We start from the raw sequence: 18,366 nt of genomic DNA, 5'->3' as shown, positions 1-18,366 counted from the left end.
TCATGTTTCGACGTCAGGCTCTGGCACTCGGCAGCATGCTGCTGGGTGCCGTTACCCTGGGCGGCTGGACGCTGTTCAAGCAAAAGGACAAGCGTGCGCTACTGCTTTCAGCACGGGACGATGGCGATGGCAATCACTTCGCCGTCGGCTATCGACTGGACGGCACCCGGGTGTTCGCCACCCGGGTCGGCCAGCGTTGCCATGACATCATCAACCACCCGACGCTGCCGATCGCGCTGTTCGTTGCCCGCCGTCCAGGCACCGAAAGCTATCTCATCGACCTGCGCGACGGGGCGCTGCTGCAGACCATCGCCTCGTTGCCGAACCGGCATTTCTACGGTCACGCGGTGATCCACAAGAGTGGCGAGTGGTTGTACGCCACAGAGAACGACACCCGCGACCCGGGGCGCGGTCTTCTGGGCGTGTATCGTTTCGAAGGCGAGCGGCTGGTCCACAGCGGCGAAATCTCCACCCACGGCATTGGCCCCCACCAAGTGTCATGGATGCCCGACGGCGAGACATTGGTCGTTGCCAACGGCGGCATTCGCACCGAGGCCGAAAGTCGGGTCGAAATGAACCTTGACGCCATGGAGCCGAGCCTGGTGTTGATGCAGCGCGATGGCACGCTGCTGAGCAAGGAAACCCTCGCCCAGCAGATGAACAGCGTGCGCCATTTGGGCATCGCCAGCGACGGGACCATCGTCTCCGGCCAGCAATTCATGGGCGCCGCACATGAGCCGTCGGAACTGCTGGCAATCAAGCGACCGGGCCAACCTTTCCAGGCGTTCCCGGTGCCCGAACATCAGTTGCAGGCCATGGGGCACTACACCGCCAGCGTCGCCGTGCACAGCGAACTGCGCCTGGTGGCCCTGACGGCGCCACGGGGCAATCGCTTTTTCATCTGGGACCTGGACAGCGGCGAAGTTCGCCTGGACGCGCCTTTGCCGGATTGCGCCGGGGTGGGCGCGGTGGCCGACGGTTTCGTCGTGACATCGGGCCAGGGGCGTTGCCGCTATTACGATTGCCGGCAATCACAATTGGTTGCAAAACCGCTGGACCTGCCAGCGGGGCTCTGGGACAACCATCTGCATCTGGTCTGAGCGGGGGGCGGTGCCGGGCGCTATGACTTTTCAGAAGAGTCCTACGCCCCACCGTCCCGCCAGCATCTGGAATACCCCGAGCGCACAGGGTAATGTGCCCGCCTATCTGTATTTTCTCTCAGCTCTTTTCCAAGGAAGTGGAACATGCTGCGACGCCGCATGCTGATCATGTTGGGTGTTGTCCTGCTGGTGGTGCTGTTGCTGGCAGGCTACAAGGCCTTCTCCATCTACCAGCAGATCCAGATGTTTTCTGTCCCGAAACCGCCCGTCAGCGTTGCCGTGGCCAAGGCCACCGAGCAACCCTGGCAGTCTCGCCTGCCCACCGTCGGCAGCCTGAAGGCCTTGCAAGGCGTTGACCTGAGCCTGGAGATCGCCGGCACGGTGCAAAAGCTGCAGTTCGAATCGGGGCAAAAGGTCAAGGCCGGCCAACCGCTCCTGCAACTGGACAGCGAAGTCGAAAGCGCCCTGCTGGAAACCGCCCAGGCCGACCTTGGCCTGTCGCAGCTGGATTTCGGCCGGGGTCGACAACTGGTCGGCAGCCAGGCGATTTCCAAAGGCGAGTTCGATCGGCTTGCGGCCCAGTTGAAGAAGAACCAGGCCACGGTCAACCAGCTCAAGGCATCGCTGGCGAAGAAACACATCGTCGCGCCTTTCAGCGGCACCATCGGCATTCGTCAGGTGGACGTTGGCGATTACCTGGCCAGCGGCACGGTGATCGCCACCCTGCAGGACCTCAGTAGCCTGTACGTGGATTTCTATGTCCCGGAACAGACGGTGCCTCGGCTCGCCGTTGCCCAAACGGTCAACGTCAGTGTCTCGGCCTACCCAGGCCAGACATTCGTCGGCACCATCAGCGCCATAAACCCCAAGGTCGAGGACAGCACCCGCAATGTGCTGGTGCGCGCCACCCTTGCCAACCCCGATGGCAAGTTGTTGCCCGGCATGTTTGCCAACCTGCAGGTCGTCTTGCCAGACGTGGCCGCCGGCATCGTCGTGCCGGAGAGCGCCGTGACCTACACGCTCTATGGCAACTCGATGTACGTGGTCACCCAGAAGAAAGCCGCCGATGGCAGCGTCGAGAAAGATGACAAGGGCCAGCCGGTCCTGATCGCCGAGCGGCGCTTCGTCGAGACGGGTGAGCGTCGCGACGGGCAGGTCCTGGTGACCAAGGGCGTGCACAGCGGTGAAGACGTGGTGATTGCCGGCCAGCTCAAGCTCGACAACGGCACGTCCATCGCCATCAGCGACGACAAGACCCTGACCGAACAGAACAGCACGCCGCGCGCGGACTGATCAAGGAACCCCCATGGCTTTTACCGATCCGTTCATCCGCCGCCCGGTGCTCGCCACCGTGGTCAGCCTGTTGATCGTGCTGCTGGGCTTCCAGGCCTGGAGCAAGTTGCCCCTGCGCCAGTATCCGCAGATGGAAAACGCCCTGATCACGGTGACCACCGCCTACCCCGGCGCCAATGCCGAGACTATCCAGGGCTATATCACCCAGCCAATGCAACAAAGCCTGGCCAGTGCCGAAGGCATCGACTACATGACCTCGGTCAGCCGACAGAATTTCTCGGTGATCTCGGTCTATGCCCGTATCGGCTCCAACAGCGACCGGCTCTTTACCGAACTGCTGGCCAAGGCCAACGAGGTCAAGAACCAGCTGCCCCAGGACGCCGAGGACCCCGTTCTCAGCCGAGAGGCTGCCGACGCCTCGGCGCTGATGTACATCAGTTTCTTCAGCAAGGAATTGAACAATCCGCAGATCACCGACTACCTGTCACGGGTGATCCAGCCCAAACTGGCAACCCTGCCCGGCATGGCTGAGGCGGAGATTCTCGGCAACCAGGTCTTTGCCATGCGCCTTTGGCTGGACCCTGTCAAGCTCGCAGGCTTTGGGCTGACGGCTGCCGACGTGACCGATGCGGTGCGCCAGCAGAACTTTCTTTCTGCCGCCGGCGAAGTGAAAGGCGAGTACGTCGTTACCAGTATCAACGCCAACACCGAACTCAAGTCCGCCGAAGCGTTCGCCGCGATCCCCCTGAAGACCGCCGGGGACAGCCGCGTGTTGCTGCGGGACGTCGCTCGCGTGGAAATGGGCGCCGAAAACTACGACACCATCAGCTCCTTTGGCGGCACGCCTTCGGTATACATCGGGATCAAGGCCACGCCCGGCGCGAACCCACTGGACGTGATCAAGGAAGTGCGCAAGATCATGCCGGAGATGGAAGCCCAGCTTCCGACCAACCTCAAGGCCGAGATCGCCTATGACGCCACTTTGTTCATCCAGGCCTCCATCGACGAGGTAGTGAAGACCCTGTTCGAGGCGGTACTGATCGTCATCGTCGTGGTCTTCCTGTTCCTCGGTGCCTTGCGCTCGGTGCTCATCCCGGTAGTGACCATTCCACTGTCGATGATCGGCGTCATGTTCTTCATGCAGTTGATGGGCTACTCCATGAACCTGCTGACGCTGCTGGCCATGGTGCTCGCCATCGGCCTGGTGGTGGACGATGCCATCGTGGTCGTGGAAAACATCCACCGACACATGGAGGAAGGCAAGACCCCATTCGACGCCGCCATTGAAGGCGCGCGGGAAATAGCCATGCCGGTGGTCTCGATGACCATAACCCTCGCGGCGGTGTACGCGCCCATCGGCCTGCTTGAAGGCCTGACGGGGGCATTGTTCAAGGAGTTCGCCTTGACCCTGGCTGGCGCCGTGGTCATTTCAGGCATCGTCGCGCTGACCTTGTCACCCATGATGTGCGCGATGCTCCTGCGCCATGACGAGAATCCCACGGGGCTGGCCCATCGACTGGACGTGATTTTCGAACGCCTGAAAAACCGTTACCAACGCCTGCTTCATGGCACGCTCAACAGTCGGCCCGTGGTGCTGGTATTCGCGGTGATCGTGCTGTTGCTCATTCCCGTGCTGATCATGTTCACCAAGTCCGAGCTGGCACCCGACGAGGACCAAGGCATCATCTTCATGATGGCCAACGCGCCGAAGACGACCAACCTCGATTACCTGAACGCCTACACCGATCACTTCATCACGATCTTCAAGGAGTTCCCCGAGTACTACTCCTCTTTCCAGATCAACGGCTATAACGGCGTCCAGTCAGGCATCGGCGGCTTCTTGCTCAAGCCCTGGAACGAACGCAGCCGCACCCAGATGGAAATCCTGCCCGAGGTCCAGGCCAAGCTGGAAGGCATCCTGGGCCTGCAGATCTTCGGTTTCAACCTGCCCTCGCTGCCAGGCACCGGCGAAGGCTTGCCCTTCGAGTTCGTCATCAATTCGCCGAAGGACTACACGACGCTGCTGCAGATTGCCGAACGGGTCAAGAAACGCGCGCTGGAGTCCGGCAAATTCGCTTTCATGGACATCGACCTGGCCTTCGACAAACCCGAAGTCGTGGTGGATATCGATCGCGCCAAGGCCGCCCAGATGGGCGTGTCGATGCAGGACCTGGGCGGAACCCTGGCAACACTGCTGGGTGAGTCCGAGATAAACCGCTTCACTCTGGAAGGGCGCAGCTACAAAGTAATTGCCCAGGTCGAACGACCGTTTCGGGACAATCCGGACTGGCTGAACAATTACTACGTAAAGAATACCCAGGGCGAATCGCTCCCGCTGTCGACGCTGATCAAGGTCAGCGACCGGGCACGACCGCGCCAATTGAATCAGTTCCAGCAGCTCAATGCGGTGACGATTTCAGGCTTTCCAACCGTGAGCATGGGCGAGGCCATTGAAACCGTCCGCCAGATTGCCCGCGAGGAAGCTCCGGTGGGGTTCGCCTTCGATTACGCCGGAGCTTCGCGCCAATTCGTACAGGAAGGCAGTGCGCTGTGGGTGACCTTTGGCCTGGCGCTTGCGATCATCTTCCTGGTGCTGGCCGCGCAGTTCGAGAGTTTCCGGGATCCACTGGTCATCCTGGTCACGGTGCCGTTATCCATTTGCGGCGCGCTGATTCCGCTGTTCCTCGGCTGGTCGAGCATGAACATCTATACCCAGGTCGGGCTGGTGACGCTGATCGGACTGATCAGCAAGCACGGTATCCTGATCGTCGAGTTCGCCAACCAATTGCGCAAGGAACAAGGCCTGAGCCCGCGCGATGCCGTTGAGCAGGCCGCGTCGATACGACTGCGGCCCGTACTGATGACAACCGCGGCAATGGTATTCGGCATGGTGCCGTTGATCCTGGCCACCGGCGCCGGAGCGGTCAGCCGCTTCGACATCGGCACGGTCATCGCCACGGGCATGTCGATCGGCACCCTGTTCACGTTGTTCGTATTGCCTTGTGTCTACACCTTGCTGGCCAAAGCCGACAAACACTGAGACCTGTGACGGTGCAAAAAACAAAGGCCTCGCAAATGCGAGGCCTTTGTTTTGAATCAGGACGCTCAACTCTGAGGCTTCATGCCTTGGGACAGGCCAAACATGAACAGCAACAGATCGTTATCCGGTCGGATAGCATCCGTCGCCTTTGCTACTCGAGGCAAAGGGCAATGCGCGCCAACGGTGGAAGTATGGTTGGAGGCACTGAGGATCTGTGATCGGGGCTGCTCCCATACCGCGACCGCCATTGATGCAACTGCCAGGGCTCCGACTAGAAACAAACCTCTAGCAATTTCTAGTTTCATCGCTATAAACCTTTGATAGCGCTGCCAAACGCCGTCTCATAAAAGTAGACCAGTTTTTTCCAGTCGGAATCACGAAACGACGAATGGCGCCGCAGTTGCTTCATGTCGTGGGAGGCCGCGCTTCGGGCAGTCAGGCGTTGTCGGCATTTCTCGAAATCCAACAGGGCGACTTCGGCCTTCGCCGACTCGCCTTCTCCGGTCACGCGGACAAACACATGCTTGATGTAGAGGCATCCATGTTGCCAGCGGCCCTTGTGCATACGAGCCAGGTTTGCAGCCAACGACTGGAGGATATGGTCATGTACGGCCTCGCCGTGACGTTCGCGTCCGCCTCCGGCATACCAGTGTTCGATTTCCTGGAAGCCATCCATCGCGTGAGTCACCAATAGCGCACGCCACTTATGCACCGGGTCTCTTTGGGCGCCGCAGAAAAAAATCTGGGGAACCGTGACGTTGAGCTCGCTCAGAGCCGACAACGCACGCTGCTCACGCAGCACAGTCGGGCGACCAAACGGATGCATCAGGCTGCGGTAGATGTGCCCCGTCTGACGCTTGGAATACAACAGTTCGCCATTACTGCTGATCCGTTGTACGCCACTTTCACCGCCACGGCGCGTATTGGGCTCTTCCACCCATTCGCCGCGCTGATTCCAAAAATGATCGAAGCAACTATGAGAAGCCGTTGGGGCTCCTGCTGCCTGCACTGCCATCCCGTTACCCCTTGCGCAATACATAAACTCGCCACATGGCATAAAGCGGTAGGAAATCCAATTGTTCCTGGATCCGAAACCCGGCCTGTCGAAATTCCTCCTCCACCGTAACAGCAGGTAACACAAATCGGTTTTGGTAGCCTTTCTGCCCACGCTTTCGCTCCGCGCGTTTGCGTTTCCAGGCCTTGAAATTGCCATCGACCCACAATGAAACGATCACGCTGTCCCGGCTGACACGCTCGAATTCCCGCAGAATCGCCAGGCGGTGCGCGGGTTCACCGATGTGGTGGAGCAGGCGAATGCAAAAAATGCTATCGACGGCGTTATCAGGCAAGGCGATGTCGAACGCAGAAGTCTGCAAAGGTTGTACCCGTTTTACGACATCGGCGGGCTGAGCGCTCATTGCGGTTTGAAGCATGGCTTCGGAATTGTCCGCACCGATAATGACCCGGTTCGGTTTTTCGGCCAGCAAGGGCCAGAAACGCCCCGCTCCGCATGGCAGGTCCAGCACCAAGCCAGGCTCACCCGCCAGGGTCAGGGCGCGGCGTGCTAGTTGTTGGTCGCGATGGTGGGAGAGACGACGGCTCAATCCACTGCGATGCTTGAGAAAATATTGCTTGGCGTGCTGCTCGTCGTATTTCTCGGAAAAATCCAGCTTGACGGTCTTCGACATGGGGGCACTCCGTTACGAATGCCCAACCTTATGAACCGGCATGTCATCTCTTTGTGAAAAATCCGTCGCGAAAATTGACGAATCGTTTCAAGGTTTTTCAAGTACCAGTGTCAGCCCTTCGGATTCAGTTCTACCTCGAAACGGCAGCCATTGGGTTCCATTGTGCTGAGGCTGACCGTCCAACCCTGGTTCTCGCAAATCCGTTGCACCAACGACAGCCCCAGCCCCAGGCCTTCGCCGCGCTTTTCGTTCCCTCGCACGAAAGGTTCGAACATCGCCTCGCGCTTCTCCTCGGGGATGCCCACGCCGCTGTCTTCGACCACGAAACCTGTCGCGGTCAGCGAAACACGAATGAACCCCTGATCGGTGTAATGCAAGGCATTGCGCAACAGGTTGCCCATGACAGCTGTGAGGAAGGTGGCGTTATACGGTGTATCAAGGGGCTGCCCCGGTTCGAAGATCAACGCCAGACCTTTGGATTCGATAGGAGCGCGCCATACACCGAGCAGGTTTTCCGCGACCTGACCAAGCGTCAGCCGGGGTGCCATTCCGTTGTCTTCGCGCTGGGCCCGGGCAAGCATCAGGAAGGTCTGCACCAATTCGCGCATTTCTTCACTGGCCCGGTTGATGCGTTCGACCTGAGTACGCCCCCGCTGGTCGAGTGCCGGATTCTCCAACAACAGTTCGCAGGACGTGGCCAAGACCATCAATGGCGTGCGCAACTCATGGCTGACGTCACTGGTGAATAGCCGCTCACGGGTCAAGGCTTGGCGCAGTCGGCCCAACGTAGCGTCGAACGCCACGGCCAGCTCGCCCACTTCGTCGGCGGCATAGTCCGGGGCCAGCGGTGGCGCGAGTCCGAGGAGCTGGTCGCGATGCCGAACCTGGCGGGCCAGGCGCACGACCGGCGCCATCACCCGACGGGCCAACACCCACCCCAGGAACACTGCCAATGCGAGGCTGAGCACGAAGCCCACCAACACCACGGCGAACAGGACCCGTTCACGCTCCTCGAAATCGCTCTGGTCCTGCAGCAACACGTAATGCCGACCGTCTACGATCTCCACCATGGCGTGGTAGGACAGTTGTTCGCGAAACACCTCATGAAAGCCACGGTCGAGGTGACGGAGATCCTTGGGCAGCTCGAAGTCACCCGGGCCGCCGCTGAAATAGAACAACTGGTCGGGTTCGGGCCGATGACTCCAGTCGGAAACGCTGTCCATCAACAGCAAGCGTTGCAAGTCGCCGCCGAGCCCGGCGGAAATCAGTTTTTCTTCCACCAGGTGGACCGTTGCCACGATGCCAAGGGCGAAGGCCCCCGCCACCAACGCGCTCATCAACGCGAACGCGATGATGATCCGCTGGGCAAGGCTTTGCTTAAACTCCATCGCGGCCCTCGGCCAAGCGGTAACCGACGCCGTGCACCGTATGCAGCAGCGGTTTTTCGAATGGTTTGTCGATCACTTGTCGCAGTTGATGCACGTGGCTGCGCAGGCTGTCGCTGTCCGGGCAATCATCGCCCCACAAGGCTTCCTCGAGTATCTCGCGACGCAGCACATGAGGACTTTTCTGCATCAGTACCGCCAGCAACTTCAGCCCTACGGGGTTGAGCTTGAGCAGCTTGCCTTCGCGGGTAACCTCCAGGGTATCGAGGTCGTAGCTCAGGTCGCCGACCTGCAAGGCGCGCCGACCACCGCCCTGGGCGCGACGCATGACCGCTTCGATCCGCGCCGCCAGCTCCGACAAGGCGAAAGGTTTGACCAGATAATCGTCGGCCCCGGATTTGAAGCCCTGCAAACGATCATCCAATTGGTCGCGCGCGGTGAGCATGATCACCGGCGTATCTCGCCGGGCATCTTCGCGCAGACGCTTGCACAGCGTGTAGCCGTCGATGCCCGGCAGCATGATGTCGAGCACGATCAAGTCATAGTGTTCGGTCGCGGCCAGGTGCAGCCCCGACAAACCGTCCTGGGCACAATCGACGGTGTAGCCCTTGAGCCCCAGGTAGTCGGCCAGGTTGGCCAGGATGTCACGGTTGTCTTCGACCAATAGAATTCGCATGGGCATCTCCTCTGCACACGTAGGCAATCGTCGTGGCCCGCGCAGCTTAAGGCCAAGCGTGTCTCGCGGCTAGGGTTGTATCTGCCTGTGTCGGGGCGAACCAGTAGAGCGCATTGCACGGACTGGACCGCATTGACGAGTTTTTCACCGAACATTCACACCTCGCCAACGCTGCGCGGCCCACACTTCGCGCGACGCGCTGTTCACGAACATTCCCTTAAAGGTACCGCCATGGTTTCCACCCTCCTGCGCCCCGCTTCCAGACCGCTGAACGTGCCGGTCGCCCTGGGTATTCCCGCCGTGGTCGCGGTCATTCTGGTGTTACTGGAACTGACCACGCTGGACATGGACCTGGCCCGTCTGTTCTACAACTCCGCTGGCGGGGGATTCATCGGCCGGCACAGTTTTTTCCTTGAAGATATCCTGCACGACCGGGCCAAACAGCTCGTTATCGCATTCTCTCTTCTGGCCGTCCTGGGGTTCATCGCTTCTTTTTTTATCGCCCGACTCAAACCTTTCAAACGCGAGCTGGGCTGTCTGGTCTTGTCGCTCGCGCTGGCAACGGCCTTTGTCACGCCCCTGAAGGCGGTCACCGCGGTGCAATGCCCCTGGAGCCTGAAAGAATTCGGTGGCAAGGAAACCTACAGTGAATTGCTGAGCCCACGTCCAGCCACCGACAAGCCTGGCCGATGCTGGCCCGGTGGACACGCCGCCACGGGTTTCACGTTGTTTGCGCTGTTTTTCGTGCTGCGCGACCGCCGTCCGCGCCTGGCCCGTCAATCGCTGATATTTGCCTTCTCACTGGGCACCGTTTTCTCCGTGGGCCGGATGATGCAGGGGGCGCATTTCTTTTCCCACAATGTGTGGACAGCGGTGTTCTGCTGGCTGATTTGCCTGGGGTGTTATTACTTCATTCTCTACCGGCCGGCCGCCAGGGCTGATCGCGTAGCGCTGAGCCAACCCGCCAACGCCTGAACATGGTGCAGTAACTCTGTGGGAGCGAGCTTGCTCGCGATGGCGGTGGGTCAGTCAATCAAGCATCGACTGATACTCCGCCATCGCGAGCAAGCTCGCTCCCACAGGGGAATGGGGTGTTGCTTCATGAATCCAGGGCAATAAAAAACCCCGCTTGCTTTCGCAGGCGGGGTTTTTCGCTACAGGGGTAAGGCTGGCTTACATCATGCCGCCCATGCCACCCATGCCGCCCATGTCCGGCATGCCGCCGCCAGCTGGAGCGTCTTCCTTGATTTCAGCGATCATCGCCTCGGTGGTGATCATCAGGCTGGCAATCGACGAAGCTGCTTGCAGAGCCGAACGAGTCACTTTGGCTGGGTCCAGGATACCCATTTCGATCATGTCGCCGTATTCGCCGGTAGCAGCGTTGTAACCGTAGTTACCCGAACCCTGCTTGACCTTGTCGACCACGACGCTTGGCTCGTCGCCGGAGTTGGCAACGATCTGGCGCAGCGGTGCTTCAACAGCGCGACGCAGCAACTGGATGCCGACGTTCTGGTCATCGTTGTCGCCTTTCAGCTCGCTGATGGCTTGCAGGGCACGAACCAGTGCCACGCCACCGCCAGGTACCACGCCTTCTTCGACGGCTGCGCGGGTTGCGTGCAGGGCGTCTTCAACGCGGGCTTTCTTCTCTTTCATTTCAACTTCGGAACCGGCACCAACCTTGATCACCGCAACACCGCCGGACAGCTTGGCCAGGCGCTCTTGCAGTTTTTCACGGTCGTAGTCGGACGAAGTCTCGGCCACCTGGGCGCGGATCTGGGTCACACGCGCCTGGATATCGGCATCGTTGCCAGCGCCGTCGATCACGGTGGTGTTTTCCTTGGACAGGATCACGCGCTTGGCGTTACCCAGGTGCTCCAGGGTGGTGCTTTCCAGGCTCAGGCCGATCTCTTCGGAGATAACGGTACCGCCGGTCAGTACGGCGATGTCCTGCAGCATGGCCTTGCGACGGTCGCCGAAGCCTGGTGCCTTGACGGCAGCAACCTTGACGATACCCCGCATGTTGTTCACGACCAGGGTCGCCAAGGCTTCGCCTTCGACGTCTTCAGCCACGATCAGCAGTGGGCGACCGGCTTTGGCAACGGCTTCCAGCACTGGCAGCATTTCGCGGATGTTCGAGATCTTCTTGTCGACCAGCAGGATCAGCGGGCTGTCCAGCTCGGCAACCATGGTGTCTGGCTTGTTGACGAAGTATGGCGACAGGTAGCCACGGTCGAACTGCATGCCTTCTACAACCGACAGTTCGTTTTCCAGGCCCGAGCCTTCTTCAACGGTGATCACGCCTTCCTTGCCGACTTTTTCCATGGCTTCGGCAATGATGTCGCCGATGGAGTTGTCGGAGTTGGCCGAGATGGTACCGACCTGGGCGATTGCCTTGGAGTCAGCGCATGGCTTGGCCAGGCCCTTCAGTTCCTTGACGATGGCGATGGTCGCCTTGTCGATGCCGCGCTTGAGGTCCATCGGGTTCATACCGGCAGCGACGGCTTTCAGGCCTTCGTTGACGATCGACTGGGCCAGTACGGTCGCGGTGGTAGTACCGTCACCGGCGTCATCGTTGGCACGGGAGGCAACGTCTTTGACCAGCTGCGCACCCATGTTTTCGAAGCGATCTTTCAGCTCGATTTCCTTGGCTACGGAAACGCCGTCCTTGGTGATGGTCGGAGCGCCGAAGCTCTTCTCGATGATCACGTTACGGCCTTTCGGGCCCAGGGTCGCTTTTACTGCGTCAGCCAGGACGTTGACACCGGCGAGCATTTTCTTGCGGGCGGAATCGCCGAATTTAACTTCTTTAGCAGCCATGATCGATATTCCTTAAATACTTTTTAGTAGCGGGAAAATGAGCGGGGGAATCAGCCTTCGAGAACGGCGAGGATTTCGCTCTCGCCCATTACCAGCAGGTCTTCGCCGTCGACTTTCACAGTGTTGCTGCCGGAGTAAGGGCCGAACACAACCTTGTCACCCACTTTCACGGCCAGCGCACGTACTTCACCGTTTTCCAGTGCCTTGCCTGGACCTACAGCGAGAACTTCACCGTGGTTGGCTTTCTCGGCAGCCGAACCTGGCAGGACGATACCGCCAGCGGTTTTCTTCTCTTCTTCGCTGCGACGGATGACGACGCGGTCATGCAGAGGACGAAGCTTCATTGTCGATCTCTCCTAATTTTGGTTTTCATCGGCCGGTGTAGTCCCGGCGGGTTTAACAAAAGCCGGCGGAGCCGGGGTGCGGTTCGTCAAGCGAACCGCGGAAGTCTGTCCAGTGTCGCCACCGGAAACCTTGCGGTGACCCATACATAAGGGCGTGCAAGGCGATTACAAGGGCAAGAGATGAAAATTTTTACTTCATCCGGGCAAAAACGGACACGGCACCCGAAGGTGCCGTGTCGCAGGATATTCACTTGGTATCGCGGTGCTCGAATTCACCTTCGATCACGTTCGGCTCGCGGCCTACGGGCTCCCTGGGGGCCGGGCCGCCACGAGGTTGGAGATCATCGGCAAAGGCTCGCTGACGCATCGCCTGATCTTCGGCGCGCTGGCGCATCTTGTTGGCCAGCAACCGGCGGGTAAACGGCAACAGCAGGACCAGGCCCAGCACGTCGCTGATGAAACCTGGCAGGATCAACAGGCCGCCGCCCAAGGCCAGCATCAGGCCTTCAAGCATGGTCTGGGCAGGCAGCTCGCCACGGCTCAGGCTTTCACGGGCCCGCAGCGCCGTGGCGAGACCGGCGATGCGCAGCACGAACACGCCGAGCATCGAACCGAGAATGACCAGCAACAGCGCCGGGAAGAACCCGATCGCACCGCTGACCTTGACGAATACGAACAGCTCCAACACCGGGAACAGCAGAAAGAGCAACAAAAAAGGGCGCATCAAAAGGTTCCTCAACGCAAGAATGCCTTGCTATGAAAACCTAGATGACGTCGCCCTTTCGTGAATTCAAGCACCAACCTCGGCATTTTTTGGCCATTGCTCGGCGTGGGCCAGATAAACCAAGGCCTCGCGAACTTGTGTCGGCGTGTTGCAAGGGTTCGGGAACGCGAGCCAATGCAATCCCTGCCCGATGCGCAGGTGCATGCCTTCGCTGTCGATGCCGACCAATTGCGCCGGTTCTGTTTTCGGCAGCCCCGTCAGCGCCACGTAATGGGCGATTGCCTTGGCGTGATCGGCATTCATGTGTTCGATCATGCTGGCTTCGGCCTTGCCGGCGAAAGGATTGGCCAGGGTGAGGTGGTCGATCCAGTGAATGGCGCCGAAACCGCCAATGTAGCGATGGCGCACCGGGTCCAGGACCCAGAAGTCGAAATCGTGGGCCTTGTGGTAGTTCTGCGACTCAGGGAAATAGCGGTAGTAACGCTCGGCTGCGGCCTCGATCGCGATACTGTCTTCGAGTCTGCGGGCCTCGGCCAGATAGGTCAGGCGCCCCACCGCCTGCACATCCTCAGCGCCCCGCTCCCCTACCAGCATCGAGCACTTGGGATCTTTCTGCAGGTTGTGGGTGTGCTGGGCGATGCGGCTGATCAGGATCAACGGCCGTCCCTGCTCGTCCAGGCAATACGGCACAACGGAGCCGAACGGAAAACCCGGCATCGACTTGGAATGGGTGGAGAGCATCCCCCGGTATTCCTTGAGCAGCAATTCTCGGGCATGCTTGGCAACGTCAACGCTCAATTTATGACTCCTTTGAAGAAATCCGTTTAAAAAACGGACAGGCGACTGATGGATGTTTCAGTGCGCCGTCGGGGCAGTTCTCATGTGCAGCCGGGCTACACCGTCGCAGATCGAGAGGCCTCCATGAAGGTAATCCTCTAACGTTCTGCCACCGGGACATGCGAATGCAACTCACCGACAAAGTAATCATTATCACTGGCGGTTGCCAGGGCCTGGGCCGCTCCATGGCGGAGTATCTGGCTGGCAGGGGCGCAAAGCTCGCCCTGGTCGACCTCAATCAGGAAAAGCTCGACCAGGCGGTCGCCGCTTGTGCCGCCAAGGGTGTCGAGGCCCGTTCCTATGTGTGCAACGTGGCGAACGAGGAGCAGGTCAGCGACATGGTTGCCCGGGTGGCAGAGGATTTCGGCGCGATTCACGGCCTGATCAACAACGCAGGCATTCTGCGTGATGGGCTGCTGCTCAAGGTCAAGGACGGCGAAATGACCAAGATGAGCCTGGCCCAATGGCAAGCCGTGATCGACGTCAACCTCACCGGTGTATTCCTGTGTACCCGTGAAGTGGCGGCAAAAATGGTCGAGCTGAAGAACAGCGGCGCGATCATCAATATCTCGTCGATCTCCCGCGCGGGCAATATCGGCCAGACCAATTATTCCGCCGCCAAGGCCGGCGTCGTCGCCGCCACCGTGACCTGGGCCAGGGAACTGGCGCGTTATGGCATCCGAGTGGCAGGCATCGCGCCAGGTTTCATCGAAACCGAAATGACCCTGGGCATGAAGCCCGACGCCTTGGAAAGAATGACCTCCGCAATCCCGCTCAAGCGCATGGGCAAACCCGAGGAAATTGCCCATTCGGCCGCCTATATCTTCGAGAACGACTACTACACCGGTCGGATCCTGGAGATGGATGGCGGGATGCGCATCTAAACCCACCGCATAACCCATGTGGGAGCGAGCTTGCTCGCGATGGCAGAGTATCAGTCACATCAAGGCTGACTGAACCGACGCCATCGCGAGCAAGCTCGCTCCCACAGGGGATTGTGTTTCAAAGCATCAATCGTCGCTGACGGTGATGTTCGGCATCGCCGGTGACGCGGCTTCCTGCAACACGATCCGCGCGCCGACGTGGCGGGCCAGTTCCTGGTAGACCATGGCGATCTGGCTGTCCGGCTCGGCGATGACGGTCGGCTTGCCGCCGTCGGCCTGTTCACGGATCACCATCGACAGCGGCAGCGAGGCCAACAGCTCGACGCCGTACTGGGTCGCCAGTTTTTCCCCGCCACCTTCGCCGAACAGGTGCTCGGCGTGCCCGCAGTTCGAGCAGATGTGCACGGCCATGTTTTCCACCACGCCCAGCACCGGGATGTTCACCTTGCGGAACATCTCCACACCCTTGCGCGCATCCAGCAGGGCCAGGTCCTGGGGCGTGGTGACAATCACCGCGCCGGCCACCGGGACTTTCTGCGCCAGGGTCAACTGGATATCGCCGGTGCCCGGCGGCATGTCGATCACCAGGTAATCCAGGTCGCCCCAGGCGGTTTGCGTGACCAATTGCAGCAAGGCGCCGGACACCATCGGCCCGCGCCAGACCATTGGCGTATTGTCGTCGGTCAGGAAGGCCATGGACATGACTTCGACGCCGTGGGACTGCAGCGGCACGAACCATTTCTGGTCCTTGACCTGCGGGCGGATACCCTCGGCGATGCCGAACATGATGCCCTGGCTCGGACCGTAGATGTCCGCATCGAGAATCCCCACCTTTGCCCCTTCGCGGGCCAGCGCCAGCGCCAGGTTGGCGGCCGTGGTGGACTTGCCCACGCCGCCCTTGCCCGACGCCACGGCAATCACGTTCTTGACGTTCGCCAACCCCGGCACCTGGGCCTGGGCCTTGTGCGCGGCGATCACGCTGTTGATCTCGACTTTGGCGGCGGCCACGCCGTCCAGGCCTTCGATGGCCATCTGCAGCATTTGCGCCCAACCGTTCTTGAACAGATCGGCGGCATAGCCGATTTCCAGCTGGACGCTGACGCGATCGCCCTGGATATCGATGGCGCGCACGCACCCGGCGCTGACCGGATCCTGGTTCAGGTAGGGGTCGGTGTACTGGCGAAGGACGGTTTCCACCGCTGCGCGATTGACGGCGCTCATGGGCAACTCCGATAGCAAGACTTGAAAACAGGCCGCTATCCTACGCCGCGCATGCTTTTGTGGCGACCCGATTACAGCAGGGCGGACACCTTTTGTGGCGAGGGGATTTATCCCCGCTGGACTGCGCTGCAGTCCCAAAACATTCGATCCCGATCAGCCTGACTCACCGAGGCGCCAGGTTTTGGGGTCGCTTCGCAACCCAGCGGGGATAAATCCCCTCGCCACAAACAGGCCAGCGGGGTGAAATATATTTCCCGGCGCTTTATAGTGGCCGACCTCCGTTTCATCAAGTAGCCGAGCCCCATGTCCGAGCCACGCAAGATCCTCGTCACCAGCGCCCTGCCCTATGCCAATGGTTCGATTCACCTTGGCCATATGCTGGAATACATCCAGACCGATATGTGGACGCGCTTCCAGAAACATCGCGGCAACCAATGTATTTATGTCTGCGCCGACGACGCCCACGGTTCGGCCATCATGCTTCGCGCGGAAAAGGAAGGCATTACCCCGGAACAACTGATCGCCAATGTCCAGGCTGAACACAGCGCCGACTTTGCCGAGTTCCTGGTGGATTTCGACAACTTCCACTCCACTCACGCCGAAGAAAACCGTGAGCTGTCGAGCCAGATCTACCTGAAGCTGCGTGATGCCGGGCATATCTCCACCCGTTCGGTCACCCAATATTTCGACCCGGAAAAGAAGATGTTCCTGGCCGACCGCTTCATCAAGGGCACCTGCCCGAAATGCGGCACCGAAGACCAGTACGGCGACAACTGCGAAAAATGCGGCGCCACCTACGCCCCGACTGACTTGAAAGACCCGAAGTCGGCAATTTCCGGCGCTACCCCGGTGCTCAGGGACTCCCAGCATTTCTTCTTCAAGCTGCCTGACTTCCAGCAGATGCTGCAGACCTGGACCCGCAGCGGCACGCTGCAGGACGCGGTCGCCAACAAGCTCGCCGAGTGGCTCGATTCGGGCTTGCAGGAGTGGGACATTTCCCGCGATGCGCCGTACTTCGGCTTCGAGATTCCCGGTGAACCCGGCAAATATTTCTACGTGTGGCTGGACGCGCCGATCGGCTACATGGCCAGTTTCAAGAATCTTTGCGACCGTACACCGGAGCTGGACTTCGATGCGTTCTGGGCCAAGGACTCCACCGCCGAGGTGTATCACTTCATCGGCAAGGACATCGTCAACTTCCACGCGCTGTTCTGGCCGGCCATGCTCGAAGGTGCCGGTTTCCGCAAGCCGACCGGTATCAATGTCCATGGCTACCTGACCGTCAACGGCCAGAAAATGTCCAAGTCCCGCGGCACCTTCATCAAGGCGCGCACCTACCTGGATCACCTGTCGCCGGAATACCTGCGCTACTACTACGCGGCCAAGCTCGGCCGTGGCGTCGACGACCTGGACCTGAACCTCGAAGACTTCGTGCAGAAGGTCAACTCCGACCTGGTGGGCAAGGTCGTCAACATTGCCAGCCGTTGCGCCGGCTTCATCCATAAGGGCAACGCCGGTGTACTGGTGGCCGGGAACGCCGCGCCGGAACTGACCGACGCCTTCCTGGCCGCCGCGCCAAGCATCGCCGACGCCTACGAGAACCGCGACTTCGCCCGTGCCATGCGCGAGATCATGGCCCTGGCCGACCGCGCCAATGCCTGGATTGCCGACAAGGCACCGTGGTCGCTGGCCAAGCAGGAAGGCAAGCAGGACGAAGTCCAGGCCATCTGCGCCCTGGGCATCAACCTGTTCCGCCAGCTGGTGATTTTCCTCAAGCCGGTGCTGCCGTTGCTGGCCGCCGATGCCGAGGCGTTCCTCAACGTTGCGCCGCTGACCTGGACCGATCACCAGACCCTGCTGAGCAACCATCAGTTGAACGAGTTCAAGCCGTTGATGACCCGCATCGACGCCACCAAGGTCCAGGCCATGATCGACGCGTCCAAGGAAGACCTGGCCGCCAGCCAGACCGATACCGGCGGCCCGAGCGGCAACGGTGAGTTGGCCAAGGACCCGCTGTCGCCGGAAATCGACTTCGACGCCTTCGCTGCGGTCGACCTGCGCGTGGCACTGATCGTCAAGGCCGAGGCCGTGGAAGGGGCGGACAAACTGCTGCGCCTGACCCTGGACATCGGCGATGAACAACGCAACGTGTTCTCCGGCATCAAGAGCGCCTACCCGGACCCGGCCAAGCTTGAAGGTCGGTTGACGATGATGATCGCCAACCTCAAGCCACGCAAAATGCGTTTCGGTATCTCCGAGGGCATGGTGATGGCGGCGGGCCCCGGCGGTGAAGAGATCTACTTGCTGAGTCCGGACAGCGGCGCCAAGCCGGGCCAACGGATCAAATAATCCGATCG

16 protein-coding genes are annotated in these 18,366 nt (G+C 60.3%); 6 read left to right on the top strand and 10 right to left on the bottom strand.

Annotated features, from left to right (window positions below):
* Positions 1-2 precede the first annotated feature (2 nt).
* The 3 genes from KSS97_RS07435 (at position 3) to KSS97_RS07425 (ending at position 5,433) form a co-directional block, all read left to right on the top strand.
* A complete protein-coding gene (locus tag KSS97_RS07435) occupies positions 3-1,100 on the top strand; it encodes a DUF1513 domain-containing protein (protein ID WP_030142506.1) in 1,098 nt (365 codons plus the stop codon).
* 144 nt (positions 1,101-1,244) lie between these two features.
* A complete protein-coding gene (locus KSS97_RS07430) occupies positions 1,245-2,393 on the top strand; it encodes an efflux RND transporter periplasmic adaptor subunit (protein ID WP_217861393.1) in 1,149 nt (382 codons plus the stop codon).
* 13 nt (positions 2,394-2,406) lie between these two features.
* Complete coding sequence (locus KSS97_RS07425) at positions 2,407-5,433, top strand: multidrug efflux RND transporter permease subunit (protein WP_217861392.1); 3,027 nt, start codon at positions 2,407-2,409, stop codon at positions 5,431-5,433.
* 65 nt (positions 5,434-5,498) lie between these two features.
* Here the strand turns inward: KSS97_RS07425 and KSS97_RS28330 are convergent, their stop codons facing one another.
* The 5 genes from KSS97_RS28330 to colR all read right to left on the bottom strand — a co-directional run bounded on the left by KSS97_RS28330 (position 5,499) and on the right by colR (position 9,182).
* Positions 5,499-5,738, bottom strand: a complete 240-nt coding sequence (locus KSS97_RS28330; protein ID WP_030142508.1) for a hypothetical protein — start codon at positions 5,736-5,738, stop codon at positions 5,499-5,501.
* A 2-nt stretch (positions 5,739-5,740) separates the two neighbouring features.
* A complete protein-coding gene (locus KSS97_RS07420; protein ID WP_217861391.1) occupies positions 5,741-6,448 on the bottom strand; it encodes a lipopolysaccharide kinase InaA family protein in 708 nt (235 codons plus the stop codon).
* Between the two features lie 4 nt (positions 6,449-6,452).
* Positions 6,453-7,121 carry a class I SAM-dependent methyltransferase gene (locus KSS97_RS07415; protein WP_030142510.1) on the bottom strand — a complete coding sequence of 223 codons (669 nt, stop codon included), beginning with the start codon at positions 7,119-7,121 and terminating at the stop codon, positions 6,453-6,455.
* 110 nt (positions 7,122-7,231) lie between these two features.
* Positions 7,232-8,509, bottom strand: coding sequence for a sensor histidine kinase (locus tag KSS97_RS07410; RefSeq protein ID WP_030142511.1), 1,278 nt, complete (start codon positions 8,507-8,509; stop codon positions 7,232-7,234).
* Positions 8,499-9,182: a two-component system response regulator ColR gene (gene colR, locus KSS97_RS07405; RefSeq protein WP_030142512.1), complete on the bottom strand. Its 684-nt coding sequence runs from the start codon at positions 9,180-9,182 to the stop codon at positions 8,499-8,501. The genes KSS97_RS07410 and colR overlap by 11 nt, the downstream gene beginning before the upstream one ends.
* Positions 9,183-9,413: 231 nt before the next feature.
* Between colR and KSS97_RS07400 the strand changes: the two genes are divergently transcribed.
* Positions 9,414-10,157, top strand: coding sequence for a phosphatase PAP2 family protein (locus tag KSS97_RS07400; protein WP_030142513.1), 744 nt, complete (start codon positions 9,414-9,416; stop codon positions 10,155-10,157).
* 198 nt (positions 10,158-10,355) lie between these two features.
* Here the strand turns inward: KSS97_RS07400 and groL are convergent, their stop codons facing one another.
* The 4 genes from groL to KSS97_RS07380 form a co-directional block, all read right to left on the bottom strand.
* Positions 10,356-11,999, bottom strand: coding sequence for a chaperonin GroEL (groL, locus tag KSS97_RS07395; RefSeq protein WP_030142514.1), 1,644 nt, complete (start codon positions 11,997-11,999; stop codon positions 10,356-10,358).
* A 50-nt stretch (positions 12,000-12,049) separates the two neighbouring features.
* A complete protein-coding gene (locus tag KSS97_RS07390; RefSeq protein ID WP_030142515.1) occupies positions 12,050-12,343 on the bottom strand; it encodes a co-chaperone GroES in 294 nt (97 codons plus the stop codon).
* A 247-nt stretch (positions 12,344-12,590) separates the two neighbouring features.
* Positions 12,591-13,067 (bottom strand): FxsA family protein, encoded by a 477-nt coding sequence (locus KSS97_RS07385; protein WP_030142516.1) that lies wholly within the window; start codon positions 13,065-13,067, stop codon positions 12,591-12,593.
* Positions 13,068-13,133: 66 nt separating this feature from the next.
* Positions 13,134-13,865 (bottom strand): HugZ family pyridoxamine 5'-phosphate oxidase, encoded by a 732-nt coding sequence (locus tag KSS97_RS07380; protein WP_030142517.1) that lies wholly within the window; start codon positions 13,863-13,865, stop codon positions 13,134-13,136.
* Positions 13,866-14,029: 164 nt separating this feature from the next.
* Here KSS97_RS07380 and KSS97_RS07375 point away from each other — a divergent pair, with 164 nt between their 5' ends.
* Entirely contained in the window at positions 14,030-14,788 is a 759-nt protein-coding gene (locus KSS97_RS07375; RefSeq protein WP_030142518.1) for an SDR family oxidoreductase, read from the top strand.
* A gap of 126 nt (positions 14,789-14,914) precedes the next feature.
* Here the strand turns inward: KSS97_RS07375 and apbC are convergent, their stop codons facing one another.
* Complete coding sequence (gene apbC / locus KSS97_RS07370) at positions 14,915-16,009, bottom strand: iron-sulfur cluster carrier protein ApbC (protein WP_217861390.1); 1,095 nt, start codon at positions 16,007-16,009, stop codon at positions 14,915-14,917.
* 303 nt (positions 16,010-16,312) lie between these two features.
* Here apbC and metG point away from each other — a divergent pair, with 303 nt between their 5' ends.
* On the top strand, positions 16,313-18,358 hold the full coding sequence (gene metG / locus KSS97_RS07365; RefSeq protein ID WP_217861389.1) for a methionine--tRNA ligase: 2,046 nt from the start codon (positions 16,313-16,315) through the stop codon (positions 18,356-18,358).
* The last annotated feature ends 8 nt before the right edge of the window (positions 18,359-18,366 follow it).

This window comes from Pseudomonas alvandae (assembly GCF_019141525.1).
GTDB classification, from domain to species: Bacteria; Pseudomonadota; Gammaproteobacteria; order Pseudomonadales; family Pseudomonadaceae; genus Aquipseudomonas; species Aquipseudomonas alvandae.
Note: the sequence above shows the minus strand (reverse complement) of the source record. Positions and strands in the feature narration are given on the sequence as shown.

Excerpts from the sequence above, each read along its gene's own strand:
- KSS97_RS07435 (WP_030142506.1), top strand. The coding sequence starts at position 3 with ATGTTTCGACGTCAGGCTCTGGCACTCGGCAGCATGCTGCTGGGTGCC.
- KSS97_RS07430 (WP_217861393.1), top strand. The coding sequence starts at position 1,245 with ATGCTGCGACGCCGCATGCTGATCATGTTGGGTGTTGTCCTGCTGGTG.
- KSS97_RS07425 (WP_217861392.1), top strand. The coding sequence starts at position 2,407 with ATGGCTTTTACCGATCCGTTCATCCGCCGCCCGGTGCTCGCCACCGTG.
- KSS97_RS28330 (WP_030142508.1), bottom strand. The coding sequence starts at position 5,738 with ATGAAACTAGAAATTGCTAGAGGTTTGTTTCTAGTCGGAGCCCTGGCA.
- KSS97_RS07420 (WP_217861391.1), bottom strand. The coding sequence starts at position 6,448 with ATGGCAGTGCAGGCAGCAGGAGCCCCAACGGCTTCTCATAGTTGCTTC.
- KSS97_RS07415 (WP_030142510.1), bottom strand. The coding sequence starts at position 7,121 with ATGTCGAAGACCGTCAAGCTGGATTTTTCCGAGAAATACGACGAGCAG.
- KSS97_RS07410 (WP_030142511.1), bottom strand. The coding sequence starts at position 8,509 with ATGGAGTTTAAGCAAAGCCTTGCCCAGCGGATCATCATCGCGTTCGCG.
- colR (WP_030142512.1), bottom strand. The coding sequence starts at position 9,182 with ATGCGAATTCTATTGGTCGAAGACAACCGTGACATCCTGGCCAACCTG.
- KSS97_RS07400 (WP_030142513.1), top strand. The coding sequence starts at position 9,414 with ATGGTTTCCACCCTCCTGCGCCCCGCTTCCAGACCGCTGAACGTGCCG.
- groL (WP_030142514.1), bottom strand. The coding sequence starts at position 11,999 with ATGGCTGCTAAAGAAGTTAAATTCGGCGATTCCGCCCGCAAGAAAATG.
- KSS97_RS07390 (WP_030142515.1), bottom strand. The coding sequence starts at position 12,343 with ATGAAGCTTCGTCCTCTGCATGACCGCGTCGTCATCCGTCGCAGCGAA.
- KSS97_RS07385 (WP_030142516.1), bottom strand. The coding sequence starts at position 13,067 with ATGCGCCCTTTTTTGTTGCTCTTTCTGCTGTTCCCGGTGTTGGAGCTG.
- KSS97_RS07375 (WP_030142518.1), top strand. The coding sequence starts at position 14,030 with ATGCAACTCACCGACAAAGTAATCATTATCACTGGCGGTTGCCAGGGC.
- apbC (WP_217861390.1), bottom strand. The coding sequence starts at position 16,009 with ATGAGCGCCGTCAATCGCGCAGCGGTGGAAACCGTCCTTCGCCAGTAC.
- metG (WP_217861389.1), top strand. The coding sequence starts at position 16,313 with ATGTCCGAGCCACGCAAGATCCTCGTCACCAGCGCCCTGCCCTATGCC.